Origin of the sequence: Pseudomonas sp. IPO3749, assembly GCF_013386605.1 — a bacterium.
In the GTDB taxonomy this organism is placed as follows: Bacteria; Pseudomonadota; Gammaproteobacteria; order Pseudomonadales; family Pseudomonadaceae; genus Aquipseudomonas; species Aquipseudomonas azotoformans_A.
This window is the reverse complement of sequence record NZ_JACARN010000026.1, coordinates 16,009-42,323: the sequence shown is the minus strand read 5'-3', so window position 1 is coordinate 42,323 and position 26,315 is coordinate 16,009. Positions and strand designations below refer to the sequence as shown.

Genomic DNA, 26,315 nt, shown 5'->3' with positions numbered 1-26,315 from the left:
TTGACTCCCTTTCAATCCGCCCAGCCTCGGCAGTTGACCGCCCCAAGTCAAGGCGCGGAGAAGAACCGATTGAAACAGTCTGCAACAAGGACCGCGCCGGACTCATCATTCAGGTGTAAATGATGGCCGCCTGGCAGCGTGGTGACCGTAAAGGGCAGCTGGGAAAGCAATTCGGAATGTTTCGCCAACATGCCGTCGGCAGCGACCACCAACTGGGTAGGACAACCCACGCGTCGCACGAAAGCCATCGCCTGTTCTTCAGTCAGACGAACCGGCGACGCCAGGGTCAGACGGCTGTCGGTACGCCAGGTGTAACCGCCTGGCACTGGCATCAAACCGCGCTGGGCCAGCAGTTCGGCGGCTTCGCGGCTGACCGCCACCACGCCTTTCATGCGAGCTTCCACCGCTCGATCCAGGGTGTTGTAGACCGGCTTGCGCTTGTCCTGCAGGTTCAATTGCGCTTGCAACGCCATGCCCAGGCGCTCGGCGGCGTTCTCGCCGCTGGCGGTCGGCGGGGTGACGCCGTCGATCAATCCCAGGTGCGTCACTCGCTCCGGCAACGCGCCGGCCAACACCAGGGACACGATGGCGCCAAGGGAATGGCCAAGCAATGCAAAACGTTTCCAACCCAGTTGCTCAGCGACTTGCAGAACGTCAAAGACGTAATCCCACAAGGCATAACCGGCACCGGTAGGACGATGCGCCGAATGCCCGTGCCCAGCCATATCCAGCGCAACGATGCGCAACCCCTGGAGTTTTGGCGCCAGCCGCGCAAAGCTGTTGGCGTTGTCCAGCCAGCCATGCAGGGCAATCACCGGCAAGCCGTCCTCGGGCCCGAACAGATGGGCCGCCAGTTCGATATGCGGCAGGCTCAGGCGCACTTCTTCGACCGGCGTACTCATGCGCAGCTGCGCTCGCGGGCTTCCCAGCGGGAGAACAGGTTCTTGATCAAGGTCGCGGTGTCGTGGGGGCGCTCAAGGGGGAACATATGGCCGCCGGGCATGGTGAGCATTTCGCCCATGGGCAGGCGCCCGACGCCACTGGCGTGGTGACGCATCACCACCCGGCTCTGCCGGCCGCGCACCACCGCCAACGGCACCTTCAACTGGCGCACTTGGCCGGGGCTGGTGTGGGGCACGCCACGGTAGATGCTGATTTCAGTGGCCGGGTCGAAGCGCAGGCGCAGGCGATCGCCCACTTGCAGCAGGCCGTGTTGCAGGTAGGCGTCGAAACATTCGGGGTCAAAGCCACGGAACAGGGTCTTGCCGGCGAAATAGCTGCGCGCGGCGTCCAGGTCGCTGAACTCCTCCCGACGGCCCAAGGTGCGGCCGGCCGGGGTCAGGCGGTCGATAAACCCGAAACGCTTGGCCGCGCGAATCACCCAACGGTCGGCGCGGGTCAGCACCGGTGAATCCAGCATGGCGACGCCGCGGTACAACTGCGGGCAACGCATGGCCGCGTGCAGGTGCAACACGCCGCCGAGGGAATGGCCAACACCCCACACCGGTTCCGGTTGCTGCTCTAGGTGATGGATCAACTCGTCCACCAGGTTCTGCCAGTTGTCGTCCACCGGAAACCTCGGGTCGTGACCGTGCTGCGGCAGGTGAGCCACCGCATATTCCGGGGCCAGGGCGGCGAACAACTTGCCGTAGGTGGCCGAGGGAAAGCCATTGGCGTGGGCAAAAAACACGTGCTGCGACATACCGGATCCATCTACAAAAACAGAGATTGATTGTCACCATGCCCGGCCGGCACAGCAATGACTGTAACTGCCAGGAATGATGACACTCACGCCACGCCTATCGCGCCGGTGGGTTCTCGCCTAGCGGCACCACCGCCATGGTCAGGCGCGACACGCAACTGGCCTTGCCCTCATCGTTGGTCAGGCGGATGTCCCAGACCTGGGTCGTGCGGCCAATATGCACAGCCTTGGCCACCGCCGTCACCCGCCCGCTGCGCACACCGCGCAGGTGGTTGGCGTTGACCTCCAGGCCCACGCAATAAAACTTGCTCGGGTCGATGCACAAGTAGGCCGCCATGGAGCCAACGCTCTCGGCCAACACCACCGAGGCGCCGCCATGCAGCAAGCCGTAGGGCTGATGGGTGCGATGATCGACCACCATGCTCGCGGTCAGGGAATCGTCGTCGAAGCGTTCAAAACGGATGTCCAGCAGTTCGCCGATGGTGTTTTTCTGGATTGCGTTGAGTTGGTCGATATTCGGTTGGGTGCGCCATAGGCTCATTTAAATTGTCCTTATTGGTTTTATTACGGCCCTAATCCTGCCACAGAACCGTTTCGGAACGCTCGCTCCAGGTTTGGAAATATTCGCCGTAAACCGATTCGATCACGTTGCGCTTGATCTTCAAGGTCGGCGTCAGAAAGCCGTTTTCCACCGCCCAGTTGTCTTTGACCACCACCAATTGGCGCAGGCGTTCATGCTTATCCAGCGCTTGGTTGACCTGTTCCAACCAGCGCTCCAGGCTGGCACGCAGGGCTGGCGAGTCGTCCCCGCCCGCCGATAACACGCACAAGCCTATCGGCGCGATCAGTCCCTCGCCCACCACGCACACCTGCTCGATACGCGCATGCTCGGCCAGGCGGTTTTCAATCGGCGCCGGCGCCACGTATTTGCCTTTGCTGGTCTTGAAGATTTCCTTGAGTCGCCCGGTCAGGCGCAAACGCCCCTCGGCGTCCTGCTCTCCTTTGTCGCCCGTGCGCAGGAAGCCATCGGCGGTAATGGTTTCGGCAGTTTTCTGCGGGTCCTTGTAGTAGCCGAGCATGGTCGCGCCGCTGCGCACCTGCACTTCCCCCGCCGGATCGATACGCACTTCCACACCGGGGCACGGTAGGCCGATCCAGCCGAGGGTCTGCTGGCCGGGGCGGCAGACATGGGAGTAGCCGCAACTTTCGGTCATGCCATACACCTCAAGCACATCCAGGCCCAGGCGTTGATACCAGCGCAGCAACGCCTCAGGCACAGGCGCCGCTCCCGAAAGCGCGATACGCAACGCGTCCAGCCCCAGGCCGGCGAGCACCTTGTGGCCCACGCGTTTGCCGATGAAGGGCAGGCGCAGCAAGGTATCCAGGCGTTTCGCGGGGATTTTGGCGTAGACGCCCAGCTGGAATTTGGTCCAGATGCGCGGCACGCCAAACAGTGCGGTCGGACGCGCCCTACGCAGGTCTGTCAGAAAGGTTTCCAGGCTTTCGGCGAAAAATACCGTTTGCCCGGTGTAGATCGAGGCCATTTCCACAAACATCCGTTCCGCCACATGGCACAGCGGCAGGTAAGACAGCAATCGGTCGCCCTCGCCCAAGCCAAATAACTCCGTACCACGGGTGGCGGCGAACCCCAGCGCGCCGAAGCTGTGCATCACGCCCTTGGGCAGGCCGGTCGTGCCGGAGGTATAAATGATGGTCGCCAGATCCGAGGCGACCGGCGCCGGGTCATCCTGGATCGGTGAGCAGGCTTGCAGGTCGGCCCAACTGAAATCGAATTCGCCCGCTGGGCACAATGGCAGGCTGATGGTCGGCACACTCGCAGGCACACCGGGCGCCATGGCGGGCCAGTCGTCGAGCTTGCCGATAAACACCAGCGCCGCCTCGGAATGGGTCAGCACATGGGCAACGGAGTCGGCGGTGAGGTTGGGATACAGCGGCACCGAGACATGCCCGGCCATCCAGATCGCCAGGTCAGCGATGATCCAGTGCGCGCAGTTTTTTGAGATCAGCGCAATGTGCGAGCCCTGGGGCAGCTCCCGGGCGCGCAACCAGTGCGCGGCGCAGCGGGCCTGGTGGCCGACGTCGCCCCAGGTGAGGCTTTGCACCTGGCCACCGCCCATCGGCTGCACCAGAAAGGTTTGGCGCGGATGTCGCGCTTCACGTTCGAAGAAGACCTGCAACGGCAAACGAAAAGCGACGGGCATGGGACGCGCTCCTTTGTGGTTCGACGATAGCCAACCAAGCACTTGCTTGGTTGACTATATAGCACACACAAAGCCGCGATAAATCCTACGGATTCTTCACGCTGACCAGGCTCATCAGACCCGCCAGCGGGAAATCCCCTTCCAGTTCCGCCAGGCTGGCGGTGTGCATCGGCTGTGGCTGGCGCTGGTGACCGTGCTGCAGAAAGCTGATCAGGCTGCCCACCAACGGCTGGTGGCTGACCAGCAGCACATTGTCATCGGTGTCGAGCTGTTCCAGCACCTGCAACGGGTTGCCCTCGGGGGTCAGCCACGGCACCGTGCGGATCTCCGGCTCGAAGCCCAGCGCATCACGCACCAGGTGTGCGGTCTGCTGCGCCCGCACATAGGGGCTGGCGATGATCGCGCTGAGGGGCTGGCCGATCAGGTGCGCAGCACTGCGCAACACTTCGCCACGGCCATGCTCGGTGAGGTTGCGTTCGGCATCGGTGCGCGCGTGCCCTTCGGCCTCGCCGTGGCGCAGGATCCACAGCTTCACAGTTTCGGCTCTTCATCACGCACCGGGTGCGGCGCTGGCGGCACGCTGTGGGCGGCTTCGCCCTCGGGTACGCGCGGAGTCGGCCAGTCGGCGAACGGCCACGGCTTCTGTTCGGTGTGGAAGCTGCCGAAACGGCCGATTTGCGCCAGGAATTGGCTGAGGCTGTCGCCAAAGTTCATCAGGCCCAGGTTCGGGGCGCCGTAGACCAGACGGTAGATCAACTGCACCACCACCAGCGCGCCGAGCAGGAACTGCGCCACTTGCCACACCAGGGCAAACACCAGCATCCACAGGATGCGCAGGGCAATGGATTCGTACTTGGGGGCTGCTTTCGGATCGTTCATGACGCGTTCCTCAGTTGAAACCACTGGTGGAAATAAAGTCGACATCGGTCTTGGGCTCGGCGCGCATCAGCAACTCGATGACCTGGTTCAAGGTGCGCCCTTCAAACAGGATCGCGTGCAACCCGGCGACCAGCGGCATATACACGCCGACTTCCTGGGCCTTGGCCTTGAGCACCTTGAGGGTGTTGACTCCTTCGGCCACTTCGCCCAGGCGCGTGACGGCGTCTTCCAGGCTCAGGCCCTGGCCAAGGGCGAACCCGACCTGGTAGTTGCGGCTTTTCGGCGAGGAGCAGGTGACGATCAAGTCGCCCACGCCCGCCAGCCCCAGGAAGGTCATCGGGTTGGCGCCCTGGTTCACCGCAAAGCGGGTCATCTCAGCCAGGGCGCGGGTGATCAGCATGCTCTTGGTGTTTTCGCCCATGCCCAGCGCCACGGCCATGCCAGCGATGATCGCGTAGACGTTTTTCAGCGCACCGCCGAGCTCGACGCCAAAACGGTCGCTGCTGGCATAGACGCGGAACGTGCGGCCATGCAACACAGCCTGGACGCGTTCGCAGAGCTCCTCATCTTCACTGGCGACCACCGTGGCAGTCAGCGCGTGTTCGGCGACTTCCCGTGCCAGGTTCGGCCCGGACAGCACGCCAATGCGCGCCTGGGGAGCGATTTCTTCGAGGATTTCGCTCATCAGCTTGAAGGTCTGCGCCTCGATGCCCTTGGTCAGGCTGACCAGCAGCTTGCCGGCCAGACGCTCGGCGTGGGGCGCCAGCACCGAGCGCAAGGCGCTGGAGGGCAACGCGACGAAGCACAGGTCGCACGCCGTGAGGGTTTCCAGCAGGTCGGTGACCGGCTCGACCGCCGGATGAATCTTGATGCCTTTGAGGTAACGCGGATTTTCCCGGTGCACCCGAATGGCCTCGGCCTGTTCGGGATCGCGCATCCACTGGCGCACAGCGTGGCCGTTCTCGGCCAGCAGGTTTGCCACGGCGGTACCAAAACTTCCGCCTCCCAGGACCGCAATAGGGCGCTGTTCAGTCATATGCAATCCGTTAATCCATACCAGTGGCGATGGCGGCATTATACGGGCCGACCCGCTGGCGGCCAGCCCCCGCATCAATTCGTGCGTTTGTCGGAAAATGCCACATTTTCATGAAGCAATTGCAAGTCCGACGACTGGCAAAAGGCCCCACCTCAGTTAACATGGGCGGCTATCCGCAATTATCAAGGCCGTGCCGTGTATTTGGGCCCTCCTCCTCGCTCATCCCTCTGGTTGATGTTGTTGTGCAGCGCACCGACGCTGGCCGACGACCTGTTCCTCGACAGCCAGCCGCTGCCCCAGGTATTGACGGCCACGCGCCTCAAACAGTCGGCCGCCGCTGTACCGGGCAGCATGACCGTGATCGACAGCGAGTTGATCAAGGCCAGCGGCGCGCGGGACATCAGTGAGTTGCTGCGCCTGGTGCCGGGGATGATGGTCGGTTACACCACCGGTAACCAGGCGGCGGTGAACTACCACGGCACCAGCGCCAGCGACGCGCGGCGCATGCAGGTGTTGATCGACGGCCGCTCGGTGTACCGCGCGGGCCTGGCCACCGTGGACTGGAGCGACATTCCGGTGGCCATGGAAGATATCGAGCGCATCGAAGTGTTCCGGGGCCCCAACACCGTCAGCTACGGCGCCAATGCCTTGATGGCGGTGGTGAACATTCTTACGCGCTCGCCGGCCAACAGCCACGGCACGCGGGTAAAAGTGGTGCGTGGCGAACGCGGCATCAATGACTTCTATGCCAGCCAGGGCGCGGGCTGGGAAACCGGCGACTTGCGCCTGTCCCTGTCCGGGCAGCAAGACGATGGCTTCGACAGCGATGCCTCCGGCGCCGACCGCCGCGACAGTCGCCGCCTCAGTCGCTTCAGCCTGGCGATCAGCCAGACGCTGAACACGCAGCAAAGCATCGATCTGCAACTGGATGCGAAGGAAGGCACTAACCAGAGGCCGTATACCTACAGCCCTGTCTTTGCCGGGATTACCGAAGGCGGTAACAATTCCGACGTCACCGCCAAGGACTACGCCGGCTCCCTGCGCTGGAACTTCGACTTCAACCCTGAGCACAGCCTGTATATCCAGGGCTCGGCCCAGCAATGGGACCGCCAGCAAGTCTGGAAAGCCTGTGACGCCAAGGTCTCGTTCAGCCCCGAGCTGACCCAACTGTGGCAGATGAACCCCAACTACGCCGAACTGCTGGCCCGGCACATGGACACCTACAGCCAAGGCAGCGCACCACCGGGCAGCGCCGCCGAACAGGCGTTGGCCAACCAGGTGCTGCAACAATGGCGTGACGGTGCCAGCCAAAGCGTCTGCGGCGATATCGACCAGAGCACCCGCGAGAGCCGCTACGACCTGGAGATTCAAGACACCCTCAGCCTGTCCGACAGCCTGCGCCTGGTCAGCGGCATGAACTATCGCTATGACCGCGCCGACTCCGACACCTACTTCAACGGCACCTTGGACGACACCACCTGGCGCCTGTTCGGCCAGTTGGAGTGGCGCGCCAGCGAGCATTGGCTGCTGCAAGGCGGCGCCATGTATGAAGACACCCACCTGAGCGGCAACTCGCTGACACCACGGGTGGCGGTCAACTACCTGATCAACCCGCGCCACGGCCTGCGCGCGGTGTACTCCGAGGCGATCCGCTCGCCGGACATGTTCGAGAACAACGTCAACTGGAGTTATCGCGTCACCAACCTCAGCTCCCCGGCCTACGGACAGACCACCGGGCAATACTTCGTAAAGACCCGGGGCCCGGGCAACCTCGATAAAGAGATGATGAAGTCACGGGAACTGGGGTACAACGGCTTCTTTGCAGACATCGGGCTGAACATGGATGTGAAACTGTTCTACGACGAGATCACCGACATGATCAGCTCGCCGCTGCGCAATAACCAGTACATTGCCAGCAACGCCAACAGCTCACGGTTCACCGGCGCCGAGTCGCAGTTCGACTGGCGCGTGAGCAACGCCGATCGTCTGCGGCTCACCTATGCTTACGTCGACGCCAGCAGCAGCAACCCGCTGGACAAAGCACAGACCGCGCGCAACAGTGGCTCCGCCGGCTGGTTGCGCGAGTGGGGCCAGGGTTGGTCCAGCGCGCTGTTCTACTATGGCGATGACGCACTCAACCAATATCGCTTCGAACGGGTCGACCTGCGGGTGGCCAAGCGCATTGCCCTGGGCAAAGCCAACGTGGAGCTGGCCGGCATGTTGCAAGAACGCCTCGACAACCAGCCCACCACCTGGGCTGACAACAATTATGACCATCGCCACGTGCTCTACTTCAGTGCCGAGCTAGAGTTCTGACATGGGCGACTCGTCACGGATGACTGGCCTGTTGATCACTCGGCTCTGGCGGCGTGCCCTGCTGCTCGCCTGCCTGCTGCTGGCCGCGCCGGCGTGGAGCGCCGACATTCTGCTGACCGCCGCCGAAGACGGTGCCGGTGTGCAAGCATTTGCCCAGGCCCTGGCCCAGCAACGCCCCGAAGACCGTGTCACCTTCACCGCCCTCAAGGACTTGCCGGCACCCGGTCGACTGCCGGCCAACACCCGTCTGATTTTGCTGGACCTGCCCGGCCTCGACTGGCGCCTGCAAGAACCTCAGGGCCCGCCAACCCTGGTGCTGCGTATCAGCCGGCTGCAAGCCCATCAGCGCCTGGGCAACATGCCGCACCCCCGCATCAGCCTGCTGTGGAGCGACCCGCCGCTGGATCGCCAACTGCGCCTGATCGCGGGCATCCTGCCGCAGGCGCGGCGCATCGGCGTGCTCTATGGCGCCGACAGTGAGTTCCTGCTGCCCGAACTGCGCCAGCATGCCGCGCCGCTGGGCCTGGAGATCGTGCCGCAGCTGTGGGACAACATTAATGACAGTCGGCCGCTGCAGACCCTGTTCCGCAACAGTGACGTACTGCTCGGCCTCGACGACCCGCAGTTGTACAACCCGAAAACCGCGAAGAACCTGTTGCTGAGCAGTTACGCCCAGCAATTGCCGCTGATAGGCCCGAACGCGGGCTTCGTGCGGGCCGGCAGCCTGGCCAGCACCTACAGCGACCAGGCCGACTGGCTGGCCGTGCTCGACCGCCTGCTCGACCACTCGCCGGCCAACTGGCCGCGCTCGCTGTACCCGGAACGCTTCAAAGTCGTGGGCAACCCGCAAGTCGCGCGCTCACTGGGGATCGAACAGGTGGATGAAGCCAGTGTCGGCGCCCGATTGGCCGAAGGAGAAAAACGCCCATGACCTTGCGTCGTCGTTGGGACATCAACACCCGCACCCAGCTCATCACTCTGGGCCCGGCGCTGTTGCTGACGTTGCTGTTGATCAGCTTCTTCACCTTCGTGCGTATCCAGGATTTGCGCCAGGAACTGGACCACACCGGTCAACTGATCGCCAACCAACTGGCGCCCGCCACCGAGTACGGGGTGATATCCGGCAACAATGATGTGCTCGACAGCCTGTTGCGCGCCACGCTGGCCACGCCCCATGTGCGTTTCCTGGAGATCCAGGACAGCAGCGAGAACATTCTGGTGTATGTCGAGCAGCCGTCGGAGAAGCACGACCGTTCGCTGTCGGTGAAAGTGTTCCAGGCGCCGATCCGCCTGCAACATATCCAGCTGGGCAATGATTTTTTCCAGGACAACCTCAATGAACCCAAGGCGCCGCGCGCGGACTACCTGGGCCGGGTGATCGTCGGCATGTCCAACGATGCGTTCAGCCAGCGCCAACAGGAGATCCTGTTCAAGGCCGGCATCCTCGCGCTGTTCGCCCTGCTGTTTACCTTCCTGCTCGCACGGCGCCTGGCCGCCAGCCTATCGCAGCCGATCAGCGCCATGGGCCATGCGGTGAAGGCGATCCAGCAAGGCGACTACCAGACACCGCTGCCGATTGTGGATGACTCGGAGCTGGGCGACCTGTCGCGGCATATCAACAACCTTGCCGAGGGCCTCAACCAGGCCAGTCGCGAACAGCAACAGGCCATGGCCCAGTTGATCCAGACCCGCGAAGAAGCCGAGCGCGCCAACAACGCCAAGTCGGACTTCCTGGCGATGATGAGCCATGAACTGCGCACGCCCATGAACGGCGTGCTGGGTATGTTGCAGTTGCTGGAAACCACCGAGATGACCGAGGAACAGACCGAGTACGCGGCGCTTGCGTCGGAGTCCACCGAGCATTTGCTCAAGGTCATCAACGACATCCTCGACTTCTCGCGTATCGAACGCGCCGCCCTGGAACTGGAGCATATTCCGTTCAACCTGGCGGACCTGATCAACAGCTGCGCCCAGGCCTTCCAGCACAGCGCCCAGCAACGTGGGCTGGCGCTGCAACTGGCGATCCCGCTGGGGATGGACGCCTTGCACGTGCAGGGTGACCCGACACGGATCCGCCAGATCCTGGTGAACCTGATCGGCAACGCGCTGAAGTTCACCGAGCACGGCAGCGTCAGCGTCGAGCCCCATTGGCAGACCCTCGACCATGAACTGGTGTGGTTCACCTGCACCGTGCGCGACAGTGGCATCGGCATTTCCGCCGAACGCCTGGAGGCGATGTTCGACGCGTTCCAGCAGGCCGACAGTTCCATTTCAAGACGTTACGGCGGCACCGGCCTGGGCCTGCCCATCGCCCGAACCTTGGCCGAACGCATGGGCGGCACCCTGCGCGCCCAGAGCGAGGAAGGCCGCGGTTCGGTGTTCACCCTGGAAATCCCCCTGGCCATCGACCAGCACAGTGTGCCGGCGATTGCCAGCGACGCCGACGGCAAAGCCAGCGCGGGCGATGGTCGCCATGTGCTGCTGGTGGAAGACAACCCGGTCAACCGCACCGTGGTCGAAGCCATGCTGCGCAGCCTGGGGTTTGAAGTGAGCCTGGCCACCGACGGTGCCGAAGCGATCCGCAGCGCCGAGAGCCTGATTTTCACCGCCATCCTGATGGATTGCCGGCTGCCGTTGATCGACGGCTACGAAGCCACCCGGCAGATTCGTCAGTTGCCGGGCTGCGCCGACTTGCCGATCATCGCCCTGACCGCCAACGCCTTGCAGGGCGACCGTGAAGCCTGCCTGGCAGCGGGAATGAACGATTACCTGGCCAAGCCGTTCAAACGCACGGATTTGCAGCAAATCCTACAGCGTTGGGTGCAATAGCGCCGCGCCATCAGCCAACTCCGACTGGCGTGAAAGGCGAAAGTGCGGCAGTCTTAGGCACCCGAACGGGCCGATAAACAGGCCCGGTTTAAAATTTCAGTGAACAAGTGTACATTCAGTGCCTTGCCGCTGTGACTTTCACTACAACGCAATAGTCTATGTGTAGGCTGCCGACATGAGGCATGAACGCTTCATTCGGTTCGGGAAGATTTACCCTACCCTGCCGCATGGGATTATTGAGGAGCTCGCATGACCAAACAAAACGCCTTTACTCGGGAAGACCTGCTGCGCTGCAGTCGCGGTGAGCTGTTCGGCCCAGGTAACGCGCAACTGCCCGCCCCGAACATGCTGATGGTGGATCGCATCACCCATATCAGCGAAGAGGGTGGCAAGTACGGCAAAGGTGAATTGGTCGCCGAGCTGGATATCACCCCGGACCTGTGGTTCTTTGCCTGCCATTTCGAAGGCGATCCCGTAATGCCAGGCTGCCTGGGCCTTGACGCCATGTGGCAGCTGGTCGGTTTCTTCCTCGGCTGGCAAGGCTTGCCGGGCCGCGGTCGCGCCCTGGGTTCGGGCGAAGTGAAGTTCTTTGGCCAGGTCCTGCCGACCGCCAAGAAAGTCACCTACAACATTCAAATCAAGCGCGTCCTCAAGGGCAAGCTGAACCTGGCCATCGCCGATGGTTCGGTGAGCGTCGACGGTCGCGAGATCTATACTGCCGAAGGCCTTCGGGTCGGCGTATTCACATCCACTGACAACTTTTAAGGGTTATCCGCATGCGCCGCGTCGTTATCACTGGTCTGGGCATTGTTTCTTGCCTGGGCAATGACAAAGAGACCGTCACCGCTAACCTGCGTGCAAGTCGCCCTGGCATCCGCTTCAACCCGGAATATGCCGAAATGGGTCTGCGTAGCCAGGTTTCCGGCTCCATCGACCTGCCCCTCGAAGAACTGATCGATCGCAAGATCTATCGCTTCGTCGGCCACGCTGCCGCCTACGCCTACCTGGCCATGAAAGACGCAATCGCCGACTCCGGCCTGAGCGACGACCAGGTCTCGAACGTACGCACCGGCCTGATCGCCGGCTCCGGCGGCGCATCGACCCTGAACCAGATGGAAGCGCTGGACATCCTGCGCGAAAAAGGCGTGAAGCGCGTTGGCCCGTACCGTGTCACGCGGACCATGGGCAGCACCGTTTCCGCCTGCCTGGCCACGCCGTTCCAGATCAAGGGCGTGAACTACTCGATCTCCTCTGCCTGCGCCACCAGTGCACATTGCATCGGTACTGCGGTTGAGCAGATCCAGCTGGGCAAGCAGGACATCGTGTTCGCCGGCGGCGGTGAAGAAGAGCATTGGAGCCAGTCGTTCCTGTTCGACGCCATGGGCGCACTGTCCACCCAGTACAACGAAACCCCGGAAAAGGCCTCCCGCGCCTACGACGCCAAGCGTGACGGTTTCGTCATCGCCGGCGGTGGCGGCATGGTGGTGGTCGAGGAGCTGGAACACGCCCTGGCCCGTGGTGCCAAGATCTACGCGGAAATCGTCGGCTACGGCGCTACTTCCGACGGCTACGACATGGTTGCCCCGAGCGGTGAAGGCGCCATCCGTTGCATGCAGATGGCCATGTCCACCGTTGATACCCCAATCGACTACCTGAACACCCACGGCACCTCGACTCCGGTCGGCGACGCCAAGGAAATGGAAGGCGTGCGTGCGGTATTCGGCGACAAGGCTCCGGCGATCAGCTCTACCAAGAGCCTGTCGGGTCACTCCCTGGGCGCTGCTGGCGTTCACGAAGCGATCTACTGCCTGCTGATGATGGAAGGCAACTTCATGGCCGGCTCGGCCAACATCGACGAGATTGATCCGGTGGTGGCTGACATGCCGATCCTGACCAAGACCGTTGAGAATGCAAAAATCGACACCGTGATGAGCAACAGCTTCGGCTTTGGTGGCACTAACGCTACCCTGGTGCTGAAACGCTGGCAGGGTCAGTAAGACCTGTAGCTTGATTGCATGAAAAAGCCCCGACTGGTTCGGGGCTTTTTTGTGGGCAATTGCCAACCCTGTGGCGAGGGAGCTTGCTCCCGTTGGGCTGCGAAGCAGCCCCGGCGACTGCTGCGCAGTCGAACGGGAGCAAGCTCCCTCGCCACACAAAGCGGTTACACCGAAAACCGCGCCACCATCGTGTTCAGGTCCACCGCCAACCGCGACAACTCCTGGCTCGCCGCGCTGGTCTGGTTCGCCCCCGTGGACGTCTGATGCGCCAGGTCGCGGATGTTCATCAAATTGCGATCCACCTCCCGCGCCACCGCCGCCTGTTGCTCGGATGCGCTGGCGATTACCAGGTTGCGCTCGTTGATCAAGGTAAACGCCGAGGCGATTTCCTCCAATGCCGTGCCCGCCGACTTGGCGATGTCCAAGGTCGAGCGTGCACGGGTGTTGCTGTGTTGCATCGAGCTGACCGCCTGATCGGTGCCCTGTTGAATCCCGCTGATCATCTGCTCGATTTCCTGGGTCGACTGCTGGGTGCGATGGGCCAACGCCCGCACTTCATCGGCCACCACCGCAAACCCACGTCCGGCATCCCCGGCGCGCGCCGCTTCAATCGCCGCGTTTAACGCCAGCAGGTTGGTCTGCTCGGCAATCGAGCGAATCACGTCCAGCACCTTGCTGATGCCATACACCTTCTGCGCCAGGTCCTCGACCTGGGTCACGTTGTCGGTGACATCGGTGGCCAGCGCCTCGATTGACACCACGGTCTGATGCACCTGCTCACGCCCATGCTGGGCAATGCGGTCGGACTCGCGTGAAGCCTGGGACGTGGCCACCGCGTTGCTTGCCACCTCCTCCACCGCCGCCGTCATCTGGTTCACCGCGGTGGCGGCCTGCTCGATTTCCTGGTTCTGCTGGTGCAGGCCGCGAGTGGCATCTTCAGTTACGCAACTGAGTTCCTCCGAGGCGGACGCCAACTGGTTCGACGATTCGGCAATACGCCGGATGGTGTCGCGCAGGTTGTCCTGCATGCCCTTGAGCGCCTGCTGAAGGCGCGCCGGCTCATCGTTGCCACTCACATGGATCTCGCCGGTCAGATCGCCACTCGCCACGCCCTGGGCGACTTTCAGCGACTGGGCCAAGGGCAACACGATGCTGCGCGTCAGCCACACGGCCAGGCCGATGGTGATCAGTGCGGTGAGCACGATCATGCCGATCACCCAACTGCGCGACTGGCTGAATACGCTTTGCGCCAGGCTGGCAGCCTGATTGGCATTGGCTTTGTTGAGGTTGACCAAGTCATGCAGGGTCGTGGCCATCTCGTCGGCAAGCTGGTTCATCTCACCGTTGACCACTCGGATCGCGTCTTCGAGCTGGTTGGCCTTGGAAAACCCTACGACCTGCTCCTGACGTTGCAGGTACTGCTGCTCTTGGGCCTTGAAGCGATCAAACAGCGTACGCTCCTCGGGCAGCACGATCAGCGCTTCATAAAGCGTTTGCGCATGGTGCAGGCCGTTTTTGAGGTCGCTGAGTTTTTGCTCGTTCTGCGCCAGCGCCTGGGGATCGCGGTTGACCAGCAGGCGCAAGGTCAGCGCCCGGATGCGCAGCAGGTCCTGGCTCATCTCCCCCACGGCCATCACGCTGGGCAGCCAGTTATTTTCCACCTGGTCCGACTGCTGGCGCATATTGGCCATCTGCAACAGGGCGAAACCGCCCAGGGCAAATACCATCAACGCCAACAGGCCAAATCCCAGGCCTGCGCGCGGGGCGATATTCAGACTTCTGATACTCATGCCTTGGCTCCTTCCAAATGCGCTGCATCCATTTGCAGCTGGCTCTTGAAAGGTATCGGCCTATGAGCGCCTTTGCGTAAGACGAAAACGCGATATCAACGCGACGCACCATCGCGGGTAGCTTTAGGCAGGATGGCCAGGAAGTTGTCCCGCGCCACTTTTTGGGCGACGGCCTCCGGCAAGGCATCCAAAAAGGGATCGAAGCTTCGTATTTTCTTACCCAACTTGTTGAAACGCCCTACTACGTCCGAACCCAACATAAACCGCTCAGGGAAGCGCTTCACCAGCGCTACCCACTCGGGGCGAGGCTGGCCGGCATCATCCAGCAGATACGGCGTGAGCATGCTCCAGGACAGGTCGATGTACAGGTTGGGATAGGCCTCCAGCAGGCGACTCAAAGTCGGCAACAAAAAGTCCATCTGCACCTGATGACGATGAATTTCCTTGCTGGTGCCGGCATGGGCCCAGATAAAGCGCGTGTGCGGATGATTGCGCAGCGGTTCTTCCACTTCAGCCAGGTAAAGCGGATTGCGCTCACGCTTGGAGGTGATGTTGGAGTGCAGCATCACCGGCAGGTCGTTTTCTGCCGCCAGGTGATAGATGCGGGTCATGGCTTCGTTATTGGCACGCGGGGTGTCACCTGCGGTGATGGCCGTGAGGTCGTCATGACGGGTGAAGACTTCGCCAATGCCCTGCCACAGCCCTGGGTTGAGGTCGAGCATGCGCTGGATATGGGCGGCCGAATTCTTATCGTTGGGGTTGAAGCCGGACAGGAACGGATGGAAGTGGCGGCGCTGCTCGGGGGTCAGCTTGTTGACCGCTGCGGCGACGATCACGTCGGTGGCGCTGTACCAGTAGGCATCGGCGTCATCACCGGCGTAGTAACGCGGCCGCTTGGGTTCATCTTCGTGCCATTTTTTCGCAACGGGTATGCCGGAAATCATCACATGCTCGATGCGGCTGTCGGCCATGGCCTTGAGCAGCTTGTCCATCCCTGCGGTTTCCTGGAAGAAATCCACGTAATGCAGGTGCGCATCGCTGTAGGTATAGTCGCGGGCCTGCACAGCAAGGCTGCTGGCGGTGAGCAACAGGGCCAGCGTCAGGCGGGTCCAGGGCACGATAAAACCTCGATAAGGGCTGATACGGGTAGACCTTGCTCACGCTGCCTGGGTTCATCCGGCAAAAAAAAGGCGGAACACCGAAGTGCCAGCATGCTCTATAACTGCATGACCTTCATCCTGCCACCCTGTGAGGTTTACCATGCCTGTTACCGTGAATACCCTGAACCAGGACAACTTCCGTCATAGCGTCAATATCAATAACCACGAGTTGTTTACCGACCTGCCCAAAAGCCTGGGCGGCGACGATTCGGCGCCCTCCCCCCACGACTACTTCGACGCCGCCCTGGCGTCGTGCAAAGCCCTGACCGTCAAGCTCTACGCACAGAAGAAAGACATCCCGCTGACCGGCGTGACCGTGGAAGTCACCCACGACGCCACTGAAGAGCAAAAGGGCAAATACAAGCTCAACGTCAAGCTGACGCTCAAGGGCGTGCTCACCGACGAGCAACGCGACGAACTGCACCGTGTGGCGGATCGCTGCCCGGTGCACAAGCTGATGACCACCGCCGAAGTCACCATTGAGACAAAGCTGTCGGAAGGCGCCTTCAGCCAATAGCAGCAACATCCTACCGAGCGGGTTATGCTCAGCTTCATCTAACCCGCTCAGACTGGGACGTGCCATGACCCCCCTCACCGTGATCCGCCCTCGCCTCGAAGACGTCGAAGGCCAACCGATCCTGCGCCCGCTGCCGTCGCGGGAATGCCGCAGCGTCGGGCCCTTTGTGTTCTTCGACCATATGCTGCTCACCCGCTATGCACCGGGCGATGGCATGAATATCCGCCAGCATCCGCATATCGGGCTGTCGACCCTCACCTATCTGTTTGAAGGTGCTTTGCAGCATAAGGATAGCCTGGGTTCGGATCAGGTGGTGCAGGCCGGTGATGTGAGCTGGATGACCGCCGGCAGCGCGATAGCCCATGTCGAACGCACCCCCGAGCCGCTCAAGGCCAGCGGTTTTAGCCTGCACGGGCTGCAAGTGTGGCTGGCCTCGCCCAAGGACCATGAGACGGGACCGGGGCATTACAGCCATCACCCGGCAGCGAGCCTGCCGGTGAGTGACAACCTGGGCGTGCAGGTCCGCATGATCGCGGGCGATGGGTTCTGCCTCAAGTCGCCGGTGCCGGTGCTGTCACCCACACTGTACGCCGAGGTGCAGATGCAGACGACCACGACGCTGCTGGTTCCGGATGAGCATGAGGAACGAGCGGTGTACGTGCTGGAAGGTGAAGCACAGTTGGACGGTGAACTGCTTGAGGTGCATAGCCTGGTGGTCTTGCCCGCCGGTCAGGAGATGACGCTGTTCGCCGAGAGCGATTGCCACTTGGTGGTATTTGGCGGCGCGCCGCTGGATGGGCCGCGGCGGATCAACTGGAATTTTGTCGCGAGTGATCCGGCGGTGATCGAACAGGCCAGGCAGCGCTGGGCGGCTGGGGATTGGCCGACGGTGCCGGGTGAGTCCGAAAGAATCGAGTTGCCGGTGAGATAGCATTCGCGAGCAAGCCCGCTCCCACATTTTGATCTGTGAACACCCTCAAATGTGGGAGCGGGCTTGCTCGCGAAGAGGCCAGCACAGGCGCTGAAAAATCAGCCCTGGAACACTTCATCCAACAAATCATGCATCGACTTGAACGCCCGCTTGGCCGTCTTCGCGTCATACATCATCTTGCCCGGCACATTGGCATGGGGATCGGTGAACGAATGCACCGCGCCGCCATAGCTCAGCAATTGCCAATCCACACCGGCCGCGTTCATTTCATCTTCGAACGCCGGCAGTTGCGCTTTCGGCACCAATGGATCGGACGCACCATGCAGCACCAGCACTGAACCCTTGACGTGCTTGGCACCGGCCGGGTTCTGGGTGTCGATGGTGCCGTGGAACGAGACCGCCGCCTTCAAGGGCGCACCGGTCCGCGCCAGTTCCAGCGAGCAGAAACCGCCAAAGCAGAAACCGAAGGTCGCCAGCTTCGAAGTATCAACCTCGACCTGGCCCTGCAACTGCTCAAAGGCAGCTTGCATACGCTTGAGCAACTGTGGATTGTCATTTTTCAACGGCATCATCGCCGCGCCAGCTTCATCGCCATTCGACGGACGCACGGTCTGCCCGTACAGGTCGGCGATCAGCACCACGTAGCCCTTGCTGGCCACGCTCTTGGCGATCTCTTCGGCACCCGCACTCACCCCCATCCAGTTCGGCGCCATCAGCAGGCCCGGCAGCGGGCCCTTGTGGCTGGCATCGAACGCGAGGCGGCTTTCATAAGACTGGCCATCAATCTGATAGACCACGGAACGTACAGTGACTTGGCTCATCATTTACTCCAGTTGAGGTGCACTAGAACGAAAAAACCCGCCGAAGCGGGTTTTTCTACATCAGGGTCAAACCGACAGTTCAACCAACAGCTTGTTCAGGCGGCGCACATAGGCGGCCGGGTCTTTCAAGCTGTCGCCAGCGGCCAGGGCCGCTTGGTCGAAGAGGATGTGCGACAGGTCGCCAAACCGCTCTTCGCTTTGCTCGCCGTCGAGTTTCTCGATCAGCGGGTGAGCCGGGTTGAATTCGAAGATTGGCTTGGAATCCGGCACTTTCTGGCCGCTGGCTTCGAGGATCTGGCGCATCTGCATGCCCAGGTCCGCTTCGCCGATGGCCAGGATCGCCGGGGAGTCGGTCAGGCGGTGGGAAACCCGCACTTCGCTGACCGCCTCGCCCAGGGACGCCTTGATCCGCTCAACCAGGCCTTCTTTGGACTTGGCGACTTCTTCGGCTTCTTTCTTCTCTTCTTCGGAGTCCAGGTTACCCAGGTCCAGGTCACCACGGGCCACGTCGACGAACGACTTGCCGTCGAACTCGTTGAGGTAGCTCATGAGCCACTCATCGATACGGTCGGTCAGCAGCAGCACTTCGATGCCTTTCTTGCGGAAGACTTCCAGGTGCGGGCTGTTCTTGACCTGGGCGTAGGTTTCGCCGGTCAGGTAGTAGATCTTGTCCTGACCTTCCTTGGCGCGAGCCAGGTATTCGGCCAGGGACACCACTTGCTCGCCGCCTTCTTCGTGAGTCGAAGCAAAACGCAGCAAGCCAGCGATTTTTTCTTTGTTGGCGAAATCTTCCGCCGGGCCTTCTTTCATGACCTGACCGAAGTTTTTCCAGAAGCCTTTGTATTGCTCAGGCTCGTTCTTCGCCAGTTTTTCCAGCATGTCGAGCACGCGCTTGGTCAGTGCCGACTTCATGGAGTCGATGATCGGGTCTTTCTGCAGGATTTCCCGCGACACGTTCAGCGACAAATCGTTGGAGTCGACCACGCCTTTGATAAAGCGCAGGTACAGCGGCAGGAAGGATTCCGCCTGGTCCATCACGAACACGCGCTGCACGTAGAGCTTCAGGCCTTTCGGCGCTTCACGCTGGTACAGGTCGAACGGAGCACGGGCCGGTACGTAGAGCAGCGAGCTGTATTCCAGCTTGCCTTCGACCTTGTTGTGGCTCCAGCTCAGCGGGTTTTCGTAGTCGTGACCGATGTGCTTGTAGAACTCCTGGTATTCCTCGTCCTTGATCTCGGTACGCGGACGGGTCCACAGCGCGCTGGCGCGGTTGACCACTTCCCATTCCTGGGCAGGAGCCTCTTCGCCTTCGGCAGCCGCTTGTTCTTTCGGCAGCTCGATTGGCAGGGCGATATGATCGGAGTACTTCTTGACGATGTTGCGCAGGCGCCAGCCATCGGCAAATTCATCTTCACCGTCTTTGAGGTGCAGGACGATGCGGGTACCACGGTCGGCCTTGTCGACAGTGGCGATTTCGAATTCGCCCTCGCCTTTGGACGACCAGTGCACGCCTTCGCTGGCGTCGAGGCCGGCACGACGGCTGAACACTTCCACTTGGTCAGCCACGATGAAGGCCGAGTAGAAGCCCACGCCGAACTGGCCGATCAGGTGCGAATCTTTCTTCTGGTCGCCCGACAGGTTCTTCATGAAGTCGGCCGTACCGGATTTGGCGATGGTGCCCAAATGGGTAATCGCGTCTTCGCGGTTCATGCCGATGCCGTTGTCTTCGATCGTGACGGTCTTGGCGTCCTTATCAAAGCTCACACGGATTTTCAGTTCGGCGCCACCTTCCAGCAACTCAGGCTTGGACAGGGCTTCGAAACGTAATTTGTCGACAGCGTCAGAGGCGTTCGAGATCAATTCGCGAAGGAAGATTTCCTTGTTGGAATACAGCGAATGGATCATGAGGTGCAGCAGTTGCTTCACCTCGGTCTGGAAGCCCAGGGTTTCCTTTTGAGTTTCCACACTCATGGTCATCAAACTCCAATTGGATGGCAGTGGCCGCACCCTTGAGGGTTGGCGGCGGGTTGTCATCAAAGTTGGGGGCTAAGACCAGGATTTCAAGGGCGGCTCTGTTCCTCGATCTTGAAATGCGCCCGAGCGGTGGCGATGGGCTCGGCCGCCGTGCTTTGCCAGGCGGTGATCGCCACGTTCGCCACCCGTCGGCCCTGGCGCCACACCTGGCATTTGGCGTAGGTGTCGCGAAACTGCCCGGCGCGCAGGTAATCCAGGGAAAAATCGATGATTTTCGGGATGCCCGGCGCGCCCGTGAACACCAGCAGGTGCAGGGCCGCCGACAGCTCCATGAAGCCTGCGATCACGCCGCCGTGCAGCGCCGGCAATATGGGGTTACCAATATTGTCCTTGTTGGCTGGCAGGCGAAACAACAGCTCATCCCCTAGCCGCGTGCATTCAATACCGATGAGCTTGGCGTAGGGAATCAAGTTGAGCAGCGCCTCGTAATCGCCACGCTCATGGGCCTGTTCCAGGCGGGTCTTGAATCGGTGCGTCATGCCTGCTCTCCCTTGATCGTGCTGCCCAATCCTTGTGTGCCCCTGAGGCGTTTGCCCATGCGCATGAACGTGCCCACCACATGGGCGATGGGTTGCTGGGGGTCATCCTGGTAGGCAAAGCCGCGGGTGAAGATCACATCGGTGGTCACCCGGTAGCATTGGGCGAAGCCATACACGGGTTTGTGGGGCGCCGCGGGATGCATGTAGTCAACGCGTAGGTCGAGGGTCGGGCACACTTCGAATTCCGGCAGCACACACAGGGTGGCCATGCCGCAGGCGGTGTCCATCAGGGAGGTCAGCGCGCCGCCATGGATCACGCCCGACTGGGGATCACCGACCAAATGCGCCGCGTAGGGCATGATCAAGGTGATGCCCTCCTCGCTGGCCTGATGAGCGGTAATGCCCAGCACCTGACAATGGCGCAAGGCTGAAACAAAGCGCGTCGCGCGCTCTAACAGGGGATTTTCGGTCATTCGTTCCAGACTCTTATTAGTGTTGATCTGCAGAAGGGGTGGAGCGGGCAAAAGTTCCGGTTACTCATGGATTAATATATCTATGGAATAAAAGGAACTAATGCCGAACCGTCATGCTCGAAAGGCCAGTAGATATCTTCAATAAGGAGAAACACCCATGCGCAAGACTTTAGCTATTTCCATGATGCTCGCCGCTGCCCTCGGTCTCGCTGCCTGCGACAAAAAATCCGAAGACAAAGCCCAAGACGCCGCCGCGCACTCTGAGCAAGCTCAGAAAGATATGGCGAAGGCTCAGGATAAAGTGAACGACGCTGCGAAAGAAAACGCCGATGCTGCCAAAGCTCAGGCCGAATCGAACGAAGCCGCCGCAAAAGAAGCAGCACCTGCTACCCCTGCCACCGGTTCTTGAGACCGCGGTTTGAAATAGCTTGGCTGCAAAAAGAAAGCCCGCTTAGATAGCGGGCTTTTCTTTGTCTGGCGTTTTTATTTGAAGGCCTTAGTTAGCCCACTTCTTTAGCCGGCTCCGGCGGCGGCGTGTCCGTCTGCGTATACACCATCACTTGCAGCACGTCGGAATGAAACTCCCGGCGGTACAGCACCAACACCACCCCACTGCTCATCAACATGAACAACCAAGGGCTGACAAACCACGCCAGCATGGTCATGCCGAAGTAATAAGAACGCAGGCCGAAGTTGAACTGGTTGGCGGCCATGGAAATCACCCGCGCAGCGCGCAAGGCAAACGCATTGCGCTCCTGCTCCGACACATGCCGCTCACCGATCATCGGCGCCGAGCCCACCAGCACCGCCGCGAAGTTGTACTGGCGCATGCACCAACTGAATGTGAAGAACGCATAGACGAACACCAGCGCCAGGCACAGCAACTTGATCTCCGACATGCCTTGGGACGCCTGCTGCACCATGGGGATATCCGCCAGCAACGACACCGCGCGCTCGGAGGCGCCGAGCACGGTGAGAATGCCCGCGAGGATGATCAAGGTGCTGGAGGCGAAGAACGAGGCATTGCGTTCCAGGTTGCCGATCACACTGGCGTCGGCGATGCGGTTGTCGCGCAGCAGCATGCGGCGCATCCAGTCTTCTCGATACAGGTGCAGCACGCTGGCCAGGCAGGCCGTGTCGCGGGCTTTCCAGGTGGCATAACGGGTGTAGCCACCCCAGCACAGGACGAACCAGAGCGCGGCAAGCAGGTGGATCTGATTGGTTTCGATAAACGACATGCGGGTCCTTATGACGAGCGCGTTTGAACTTGAAGTTTTCCTAACCCCTTCGACGTTAGCCCAAGCTAAAAGACACTGCCTGACGCCCAAAAAAAATGCCCCGTATCGATTGATACGGGGCATTTCGGCAGAGCCTTCAGCGGATCAAGCGATCGCTTCGCTGCGCTTGCCAAGCATCCGATCAATCACCACGGCCACCACCAGGACCATCACCGACGGCACCAGCCAGGCCAGGCCTTGCTCACTCAGCGGCAGGTTGGTCAGTTGCGCCGGCAACCAGTCTGCGAAACCGGCGCCCTTGAGTGCGTCGATGCAACCAAAGATGAACGACACCAGCATCACCGGGCCGACAATGCGGCCCTGCTCCTGCCAGAAGTCTTTGCAGAAGCTCAAGGCCACCAACACGATGCACGGCGGGTAGATCGCTGTGAGCACCGGAATCGAGAACGCGATCAGCTTGGTCAGGCCCAGGTTGGAGACGAACAGCGAGAACAGCGCCAGGATGACCACCAGCGTCTTGTAGGACAGCGGCAGGATACGGCTGAAGTACTCGGCGCACGCGCAAGTCAGGCCCACGGCAGTGACCAGGCACGCCAGGGAGATCAGCACGGCCAGGAAGCCACTGCCCAGGGAACCGAAGGTATGTTGCACGTAAGCATGCAGCACCGCTGCGCCGTTGCTCGCGCCCGCGGCAACCGCATGGCTGCCCGAACCCAGGCGGAACAGGCTGACGTACACCAGCGCCAGGCCCACACCGGCGATCAGGCCCGCGATGATCGCGTAGCGGGTGATCAGCTTCGGCGACTCGACACCACGGGAGCGAATGGCGTTGACGATCACGATGCCAAACACCAGGGCGCCCAGGGTATCCATGGTCAGGTAACCATTGATGAAGCCTTGGGAGAACGGTGCAGCCACGTATTCCGGGGTGGCGACGCCCACTTCACCGGCCGGCAAGGCAAAGGCGGCGATACCGAGGACGGCCAGTGCGATGATCTTCAGCGGTGCGAGGAAGCGACCGACGGTGTCCAGCAAACGCCCTGGGTACAGGGAAACGAAGAACACCACCAGGAAATACACCGAGCTGTAGAGGAACAGTGCCAGCGGGCTTTCGCCGGTCAGCGGCGCCAGGCCCACTTCAAAGGACACGGTCGCGGTACGCGGGGTGGCGAACAGCGGCCCTACCGCCAGATACGCCGCCGCCGCGAGCAGGCCACCGGCGATCTTGCCGATCGGGCTGCTCAGCGCGTCCATACCGCCACCGACCTTGGCCAGGGCGATCACGGTGACCACCGGCAAACCCACTGCGGTGATCAGAAAGCCCAGCGCTGCCATCCAGACATGAGGTCCGGACTGCAAACCAACGATAGGCGGGAAGATGATGTTGCCGGCGCCCACGAACAGGGCAAACGTCATAAAGCCCAACGCCAGGACATCCTGGCTTTTCAACACTTTCATTTCGGGAAATACCACACTACTGAATCGGAATTTAGAGAGGGATTCCCTATGGATGAGGGAAATACTGCCGGCCCTTATGGGAGCCGACCGGTCTAGCGCGGGGCTTCCTTTTGGGATGCGCACGCATAAAGAGGCGGGTAGATTACAGAATCGGGCTGACAAACGCACTGTTGAGGGGCGGACTGTCCGATAAGCGACATCTTAATGTCGCGTTTTCATACTTAAATGATGGATCAGCAAACCGCAGTAAGCACAAAGGCCACCCGAAGGTGGCCTTTGTGTGGGTGAAGCGTCAGCTAAGCGCGAGGCTTACTTGACAGCCCAACCGGTCAGCTCGGACAAAGCCTTGCCGATGTCTGCCAGCGAACGCACGGTTTTAACGCCTGCGTCTTCCAGGGCAGCAAACTTCTCGTCTGCAGTACCCTTGCCGCCAGAGATGATTGCGCCAGCATGGCCCATGCGCTTGCCAGCAGGGGCAGTCACACCAGCGATGTAGGAAACAACCGGCTTGGTCACGTGTGCCTTGATGTAGGCAGCCGCTTCTTCTTCAGCCGAACCGCCGATCTCACCGATCATGACGATCGCTTCGGTCTTCGGGTCTTCCTGGAACAGTTTCAGGATGTCGATGAAGTTCGAACCTGGGATCGGGTCACCGCCGATGCCGACGCAAGTCGACTGACCGAAACCGGCGTCAGTAGTCTGCTTGACAGCTTCGTAGGTCAGGGTGCCGGAACGGGAAACGATACCGACTTTGCCTGGCAAGTGAATGTGACCTGGCATGATGCCGATCTTGCATTCGCCTGGAGTGATCACGCCTGGGCAGTTAGGGCCGATCAGGGTAACACCCAGCTCGTCGCACTTAACTTTAGCGTCCAGCATGTCCAGGGTAGGAATGCCTTCGGTGATGCAGACGATCAGCTTGATGCCGCCGAATGCCGCTTCCAGGATCGAGTCCTTGCAGAAAGGAGCCGGAACGTAGATCACGCTGGCGGTGGCGCCAGTGGCAGCTACAGCATCTTTCACGGTGTTGAACACTGGCAGGCCCAGGTGTTCGGTGCCGCCTTTGCCCGGAGTTACGCCGCCAACCATCTTGGTGCCGTATTCGATGGCTTGCTGGGTGTGGAAACTACCTTGCGAACCGGTAATACCCTGGCAGATAACTTTGGTGTCTTTATTGATCAGGACGCTCATTACTTGCCCTCCGCAGCTTTGACAACTTGTTGAGCAGCGTCGGTCAGGCTGGTAGCCGCGATGATGTTCAAACCGCTTTCTGCCAGTACTTTAGCGCCCAGTTCAGCGTTGTTACCTTCAAGGCGGACAACAACCGGGATTTTAACGCCGACTTCTTTCACTGCACCGATGATGCCTTCGGCAATCATGTCGCAACGAACGATGCCGCCGAAGATGTTGACCAGTACTGCAGCGACGTTGGAGTCGGACAGGATGATCTTGAAGGCTTCGGTTACGCGTTCTTTGGTAGCACCACCGCCCACATCGAGGAAGTTGGCTGGTTTGCCGCCATGCAGGTTGACGATGTCCATGGTACCCATGGCCAGGCCAGCACCGTTGACCATGCAACCGATGTTACCTTCCAGGGCTACGTAGTTCAGTTCGAACTTGGCAGCGTGCGCTTCGCGCGGATCGTCTTGCGACGGATCGTGGAAAGTCTTCAGCTTAGGCTGACGGTACATGGCGTTGGCGTCGATGTTGATCTTGGCGTCCAGGCAGTGCAGATCGCCGTCAGCCTTGATCACCAGCGGGTTCACTTCCAGCAGGGCCAGATCGTGATCCTGGAACAGTTTGGCCAGACCCACGAAGATCTTGGCGAACTGGGCAACTTGCTTGCCTTCCAGGCCCAGCTGGAAAGCCAGCTCGCGACCCTGGAATGGCTGAGCGCCAACCAGTGGATCGATAGTGGCTTTCAGAATTTTTTCTGGGGTTTCTTCGGCGATCTTCTCAATGTCCACGCCACCTTCGGTGGAAGCCATGAACACGATGCGACGGCTCGAACGGTCAACGACAGCGCCCAGGTACAGCTCTTTAGCGATATCAGTGCACGATTCAACCAGGATCTTGGTGACTGGCTGGCCATTGGCATCAGTCTGGTAAGTCACCAGACGCTTGCCCAGCCACTGCTGTGCGAAGGCCTTGGCGTCTTCTTTGCTGCGAACCAGCTTAACGCCGCCCGCTTTACCGCGACCACCAGCGTGGACCTGGGCTTTGACAACCCACTCAGTGCCGCCGATTTTGTCGCAAGCTTCTGCTGCTGCTTCCGGGGTGTCTACTGCGTAGCCCTTGGAAACTGGCAGGCCGTATTCAGCGAACAGCTGCTTACCCTGATACTCGTGAAGATTCATGCTTTTTACCGTCTTCGTTAGGTACTGCGCATTCGGCGCTGCGCTCATTATGAGTGCCGCGCCACCTGTGACTGCT

General features: G+C 61.0%; 25 protein-coding genes and 1 pseudogene. 8 read left to right on the top strand and 18 right to left on the bottom strand.

What is annotated here, in order from left to right; translation table 11 throughout:
- Window positions 1–47: 47 nt before the first annotated feature.
- The 7 genes from HX812_RS12415 to HX812_RS12385 form a co-directional block, all read right to left on the bottom strand.
- Entirely contained in the window at window positions 48–902 is an 855-nt protein-coding gene (locus HX812_RS12415; RefSeq protein WP_038843953.1) for an alpha/beta hydrolase, read from the bottom strand.
- Window positions 899–1,702, bottom strand: coding sequence for an alpha/beta fold hydrolase (locus HX812_RS12410; protein ID WP_038843955.1), 804 nt, complete (start codon window positions 1,700–1,702; stop codon window positions 899–901). Before HX812_RS12410 ends, HX812_RS12415 begins: the two co-directional genes overlap by 4 nt.
- A gap of 97 nt (window positions 1,703–1,799) precedes the next feature.
- On the bottom strand, window positions 1,800–2,243 hold the full coding sequence (locus HX812_RS12405; protein ID WP_038843957.1) for a hotdog fold thioesterase: 444 nt from the start codon (window positions 2,241–2,243) through the stop codon (window positions 1,800–1,802).
- 31 nt (window positions 2,244–2,274) lie between these two features.
- Window positions 2,275–3,924: an AMP-binding protein gene (locus HX812_RS12400; protein WP_038843959.1), complete on the bottom strand. Its 1,650-nt coding sequence runs from the start codon at window positions 3,922–3,924 to the stop codon at window positions 2,275–2,277.
- Window positions 3,925–4,009: 85 nt separating this feature from the next.
- The gene (gene sixA / locus HX812_RS12395) at window positions 4,010–4,459 is read right to left on the bottom strand and encodes a phosphohistidine phosphatase SixA (protein ID WP_038843961.1); all 450 of its coding nucleotides are present in this window, start codon (window positions 4,457–4,459) and stop codon (window positions 4,010–4,012) included.
- The gene (locus tag HX812_RS12390; protein WP_038843963.1) at window positions 4,456–4,803 is read right to left on the bottom strand and encodes a DUF4389 domain-containing protein; all 348 of its coding nucleotides are present in this window, start codon (window positions 4,801–4,803) and stop codon (window positions 4,456–4,458) included. Before HX812_RS12390 ends, sixA begins: the two co-directional genes overlap by 4 nt.
- Before the next feature lie 10 nt (window positions 4,804–4,813).
- Window positions 4,814–5,839 (bottom strand): NAD(P)H-dependent glycerol-3-phosphate dehydrogenase, encoded by a 1,026-nt coding sequence (locus HX812_RS12385; RefSeq protein ID WP_012723107.1) that lies wholly within the window; start codon window positions 5,837–5,839, stop codon window positions 4,814–4,816.
- Window positions 5,840–6,034: 195 nt separating this feature from the next.
- Here HX812_RS12385 and HX812_RS12380 point away from each other — a divergent pair, with 195 nt between their 5' ends.
- From HX812_RS12380 to fabB, 5 genes are all read left to right on the top strand, one after another.
- On the top strand, window positions 6,035–8,155 hold the full coding sequence (locus HX812_RS12380) for a TonB-dependent siderophore receptor (protein ID WP_371318417.1): 2,121 nt from the start codon (window positions 6,035–6,037) through the stop codon (window positions 8,153–8,155).
- A 1-nt stretch (window position 8,156) separates the two neighbouring features.
- Window positions 8,157–9,086 (top strand): ABC transporter substrate-binding protein, encoded by a 930-nt coding sequence (locus HX812_RS12375; protein ID WP_038843965.1) that lies wholly within the window; start codon window positions 8,157–8,159, stop codon window positions 9,084–9,086.
- Window positions 9,083–10,984, top strand: a complete 1,902-nt coding sequence (locus HX812_RS12370) for an ATP-binding protein (protein WP_033897642.1) — start codon at window positions 9,083–9,085, stop codon at window positions 10,982–10,984. The genes HX812_RS12375 and HX812_RS12370 overlap by 4 nt, the downstream gene beginning before the upstream one ends.
- A 249-nt stretch (window positions 10,985–11,233) precedes the next feature.
- On the top strand, window positions 11,234–11,749 hold the full coding sequence (gene fabA / locus HX812_RS12365) for a 3-hydroxyacyl-[acyl-carrier-protein] dehydratase FabA (protein ID WP_010211704.1): 516 nt from the start codon (window positions 11,234–11,236) through the stop codon (window positions 11,747–11,749).
- A gap of 11 nt (window positions 11,750–11,760) precedes the next feature.
- Window positions 11,761–12,981 (top strand): beta-ketoacyl-ACP synthase I, encoded by a 1,221-nt coding sequence (gene fabB, locus HX812_RS12360; protein WP_016974674.1) that lies wholly within the window; start codon window positions 11,761–11,763, stop codon window positions 12,979–12,981.
- 164 nt (window positions 12,982–13,145) lie between these two features.
- Here the strand turns inward: fabB and HX812_RS32390 are convergent, their stop codons facing one another.
- The 3 genes and pseudogenes from HX812_RS32390 to HX812_RS12350 all read right to left on the bottom strand — a co-directional run bounded on the left by HX812_RS32390 (window position 13,146) and on the right by HX812_RS12350 (window position 15,889).
- On the bottom strand, window positions 13,146–14,009 hold the full coding sequence (locus HX812_RS32390) for a methyl-accepting chemotaxis protein (RefSeq protein ID WP_371317968.1): 864 nt from the start codon (window positions 14,007–14,009) through the stop codon (window positions 13,146–13,148).
- A pseudogene (locus tag HX812_RS32385) lies at window positions 14,001–14,771 on the bottom strand (MCP four helix bundle domain-containing protein); the annotation flags it as partial. The pseudogene HX812_RS32385 and the gene HX812_RS32390, both read right to left, overlap by 9 nt.
- 95 nt (window positions 14,772–14,866) lie before the next feature.
- On the bottom strand, window positions 14,867–15,889 hold the full coding sequence (locus HX812_RS12350) for an amidohydrolase family protein (protein WP_038848910.1): 1,023 nt from the start codon (window positions 15,887–15,889) through the stop codon (window positions 14,867–14,869).
- A gap of 142 nt (window positions 15,890–16,031) precedes the next feature.
- Between HX812_RS12350 and HX812_RS12345 the strand changes: the two genes are divergently transcribed.
- The gene (locus HX812_RS12345) at window positions 16,032–16,448 is read left to right on the top strand and encodes an OsmC family protein (RefSeq protein ID WP_033897639.1); all 417 of its coding nucleotides are present in this window, start codon (window positions 16,032–16,034) and stop codon (window positions 16,446–16,448) included.
- Between the two features lie 64 nt (window positions 16,449–16,512).
- A complete protein-coding gene (locus tag HX812_RS12340; protein ID WP_038848907.1) occupies window positions 16,513–17,379 on the top strand; it encodes a pirin family protein in 867 nt (288 codons plus the stop codon).
- A gap of 98 nt (window positions 17,380–17,477) precedes the next feature.
- Here HX812_RS12340 and HX812_RS12335 read toward each other — a convergent pair whose 3' ends face one another.
- The 4 genes from HX812_RS12335 to HX812_RS12320 all read right to left on the bottom strand — a co-directional run bounded on the left by HX812_RS12335 (window position 17,478) and on the right by HX812_RS12320 (window position 21,186).
- The gene (locus HX812_RS12335) at window positions 17,478–18,200 is read right to left on the bottom strand and encodes a dienelactone hydrolase family protein (protein WP_038850333.1); all 723 of its coding nucleotides are present in this window, start codon (window positions 18,198–18,200) and stop codon (window positions 17,478–17,480) included.
- Between the two features lie 66 nt (window positions 18,201–18,266).
- Window positions 18,267–20,171: a molecular chaperone HtpG gene (gene htpG, locus HX812_RS12330; RefSeq protein ID WP_038850343.1), complete on the bottom strand. Its 1,905-nt coding sequence runs from the start codon at window positions 20,169–20,171 to the stop codon at window positions 18,267–18,269.
- Window positions 20,172–20,260: 89 nt separating this feature from the next.
- Window positions 20,261–20,713, bottom strand: a complete 453-nt coding sequence (locus HX812_RS12325; protein ID WP_038850334.1) for a PaaI family thioesterase — start codon at window positions 20,711–20,713, stop codon at window positions 20,261–20,263.
- Window positions 20,710–21,186 carry a PaaI family thioesterase gene (locus HX812_RS12320; RefSeq protein WP_038850335.1) on the bottom strand — a complete coding sequence of 159 codons (477 nt, stop codon included), beginning with the start codon at window positions 21,184–21,186 and terminating at the stop codon, window positions 20,710–20,712. Before HX812_RS12320 ends, HX812_RS12325 begins: the two co-directional genes overlap by 4 nt.
- 157 nt (window positions 21,187–21,343) lie before the next feature.
- Here HX812_RS12320 and HX812_RS12315 point away from each other — a divergent pair, with 157 nt between their 5' ends.
- Window positions 21,344–21,595, top strand: a complete 252-nt coding sequence (locus tag HX812_RS12315) for a hypothetical protein (RefSeq protein ID WP_010211724.1) — start codon at window positions 21,344–21,346, stop codon at window positions 21,593–21,595.
- Between the two features lie 91 nt (window positions 21,596–21,686).
- Here HX812_RS12315 and HX812_RS12310 read toward each other — a convergent pair whose 3' ends face one another.
- From HX812_RS12310 to sucC, 4 genes are all read right to left on the bottom strand, one after another.
- A complete protein-coding gene (locus HX812_RS12310) occupies window positions 21,687–22,424 on the bottom strand; it encodes a DUF599 domain-containing protein (protein ID WP_033897634.1) in 738 nt (245 codons plus the stop codon).
- 144 nt (window positions 22,425–22,568) lie between these two features.
- Window positions 22,569–23,882 carry a branched-chain amino acid transport system II carrier protein gene (gene brnQ / locus HX812_RS12305; protein ID WP_033897633.1) on the bottom strand — a complete coding sequence of 438 codons (1,314 nt, stop codon included), beginning with the start codon at window positions 23,880–23,882 and terminating at the stop codon, window positions 22,569–22,571.
- A 309-nt stretch (window positions 23,883–24,191) separates the two neighbouring features.
- Entirely contained in the window at window positions 24,192–25,073 is an 882-nt protein-coding gene (gene sucD, locus HX812_RS12300; RefSeq protein ID WP_010166265.1) for a succinate--CoA ligase subunit alpha, read from the bottom strand.
- On the bottom strand, window positions 25,073–26,239 hold the full coding sequence (gene sucC / locus HX812_RS12295) for an ADP-forming succinate--CoA ligase subunit beta (RefSeq protein ID WP_003210567.1): 1,167 nt from the start codon (window positions 26,237–26,239) through the stop codon (window positions 25,073–25,075). The genes sucD and sucC overlap by 1 nt, the downstream gene beginning before the upstream one ends.
- Window positions 26,240–26,315: the final 76 nt, after the last annotated feature.

What these genes read in the sequence shown, in the direction of transcription:
- HX812_RS12375 (WP_038843965.1), top strand. Translation starts at nt 8,157, where the DNA reads ATGGGCGACTCGTCACGGATGACTGGCCTGTTGATCACTCGGCTCTGG.
- brnQ (WP_033897633.1), bottom strand. Translation starts at nt 23,882, where the DNA reads ATGAAAGTGTTGAAAAGCCAGGATGTCCTGGCGTTGGGCTTTATGACG.
- sucD (WP_010166265.1), bottom strand. Translation starts at nt 25,073, where the DNA reads ATGAGCGTCCTGATCAATAAAGACACCAAAGTTATCTGCCAGGGTATT.
- HX812_RS12385 (WP_012723107.1), bottom strand. Translation starts at nt 5,839, where the DNA reads ATGACTGAACAGCGCCCTATTGCGGTCCTGGGAGGCGGAAGTTTTGGT.
- HX812_RS12345 (WP_033897639.1), top strand. Translation starts at nt 16,032, where the DNA reads ATGCCTGTTACCGTGAATACCCTGAACCAGGACAACTTCCGTCATAGC.
- HX812_RS12315 (WP_010211724.1), top strand. Translation starts at nt 21,344, where the DNA reads ATGCGCAAGACTTTAGCTATTTCCATGATGCTCGCCGCTGCCCTCGGT.
- HX812_RS12325 (WP_038850334.1), bottom strand. Translation starts at nt 20,713, where the DNA reads ATGACGCACCGATTCAAGACCCGCCTGGAACAGGCCCATGAGCGTGGC.
- HX812_RS12415 (WP_038843953.1), bottom strand. Translation starts at nt 902, where the DNA reads ATGAGTACGCCGGTCGAAGAAGTGCGCCTGAGCCTGCCGCATATCGAA.
- HX812_RS12310 (WP_033897634.1), bottom strand. Translation starts at nt 22,424, where the DNA reads ATGTCGTTTATCGAAACCAATCAGATCCACCTGCTTGCCGCGCTCTGG.
- HX812_RS12335 (WP_038850333.1), bottom strand. Translation starts at nt 18,200, where the DNA reads ATGAGCCAAGTCACTGTACGTTCCGTGGTCTATCAGATTGATGGCCAG.
- htpG (WP_038850343.1), bottom strand. Translation starts at nt 20,171, where the DNA reads ATGAGTGTGGAAACTCAAAAGGAAACCCTGGGCTTCCAGACCGAGGTG.
- HX812_RS12390 (WP_038843963.1), bottom strand. Translation starts at nt 4,803, where the DNA reads ATGAACGATCCGAAAGCAGCCCCCAAGTACGAATCCATTGCCCTGCGC.
- HX812_RS12370 (WP_033897642.1), top strand. Translation starts at nt 9,083, where the DNA reads ATGACCTTGCGTCGTCGTTGGGACATCAACACCCGCACCCAGCTCATC.
- sucC (WP_003210567.1), bottom strand. Translation starts at nt 26,239, where the DNA reads ATGAATCTTCACGAGTATCAGGGTAAGCAGCTGTTCGCTGAATACGGC.
- HX812_RS12400 (WP_038843959.1), bottom strand. Translation starts at nt 3,924, where the DNA reads ATGCCCGTCGCTTTTCGTTTGCCGTTGCAGGTCTTCTTCGAACGTGAA.
- fabA (WP_010211704.1), top strand. Translation starts at nt 11,234, where the DNA reads ATGACCAAACAAAACGCCTTTACTCGGGAAGACCTGCTGCGCTGCAGT.
- HX812_RS12410 (WP_038843955.1), bottom strand. Translation starts at nt 1,702, where the DNA reads ATGTCGCAGCACGTGTTTTTTGCCCACGCCAATGGCTTTCCCTCGGCC.
- HX812_RS12340 (WP_038848907.1), top strand. Translation starts at nt 16,513, where the DNA reads ATGACCCCCCTCACCGTGATCCGCCCTCGCCTCGAAGACGTCGAAGGC.
- HX812_RS12405 (WP_038843957.1), bottom strand. Translation starts at nt 2,243, where the DNA reads ATGAGCCTATGGCGCACCCAACCGAATATCGACCAACTCAACGCAATC.
- fabB (WP_016974674.1), top strand. Translation starts at nt 11,761, where the DNA reads ATGCGCCGCGTCGTTATCACTGGTCTGGGCATTGTTTCTTGCCTGGGC.
- HX812_RS32390 (WP_371317968.1), bottom strand. Translation starts at nt 14,009, where the DNA reads ATGCAGGACAACCTGCGCGACACCATCCGGCGTATTGCCGAATCGTCG.
- HX812_RS12320 (WP_038850335.1), bottom strand. Translation starts at nt 21,186, where the DNA reads ATGACCGAAAATCCCCTGTTAGAGCGCGCGACGCGCTTTGTTTCAGCC.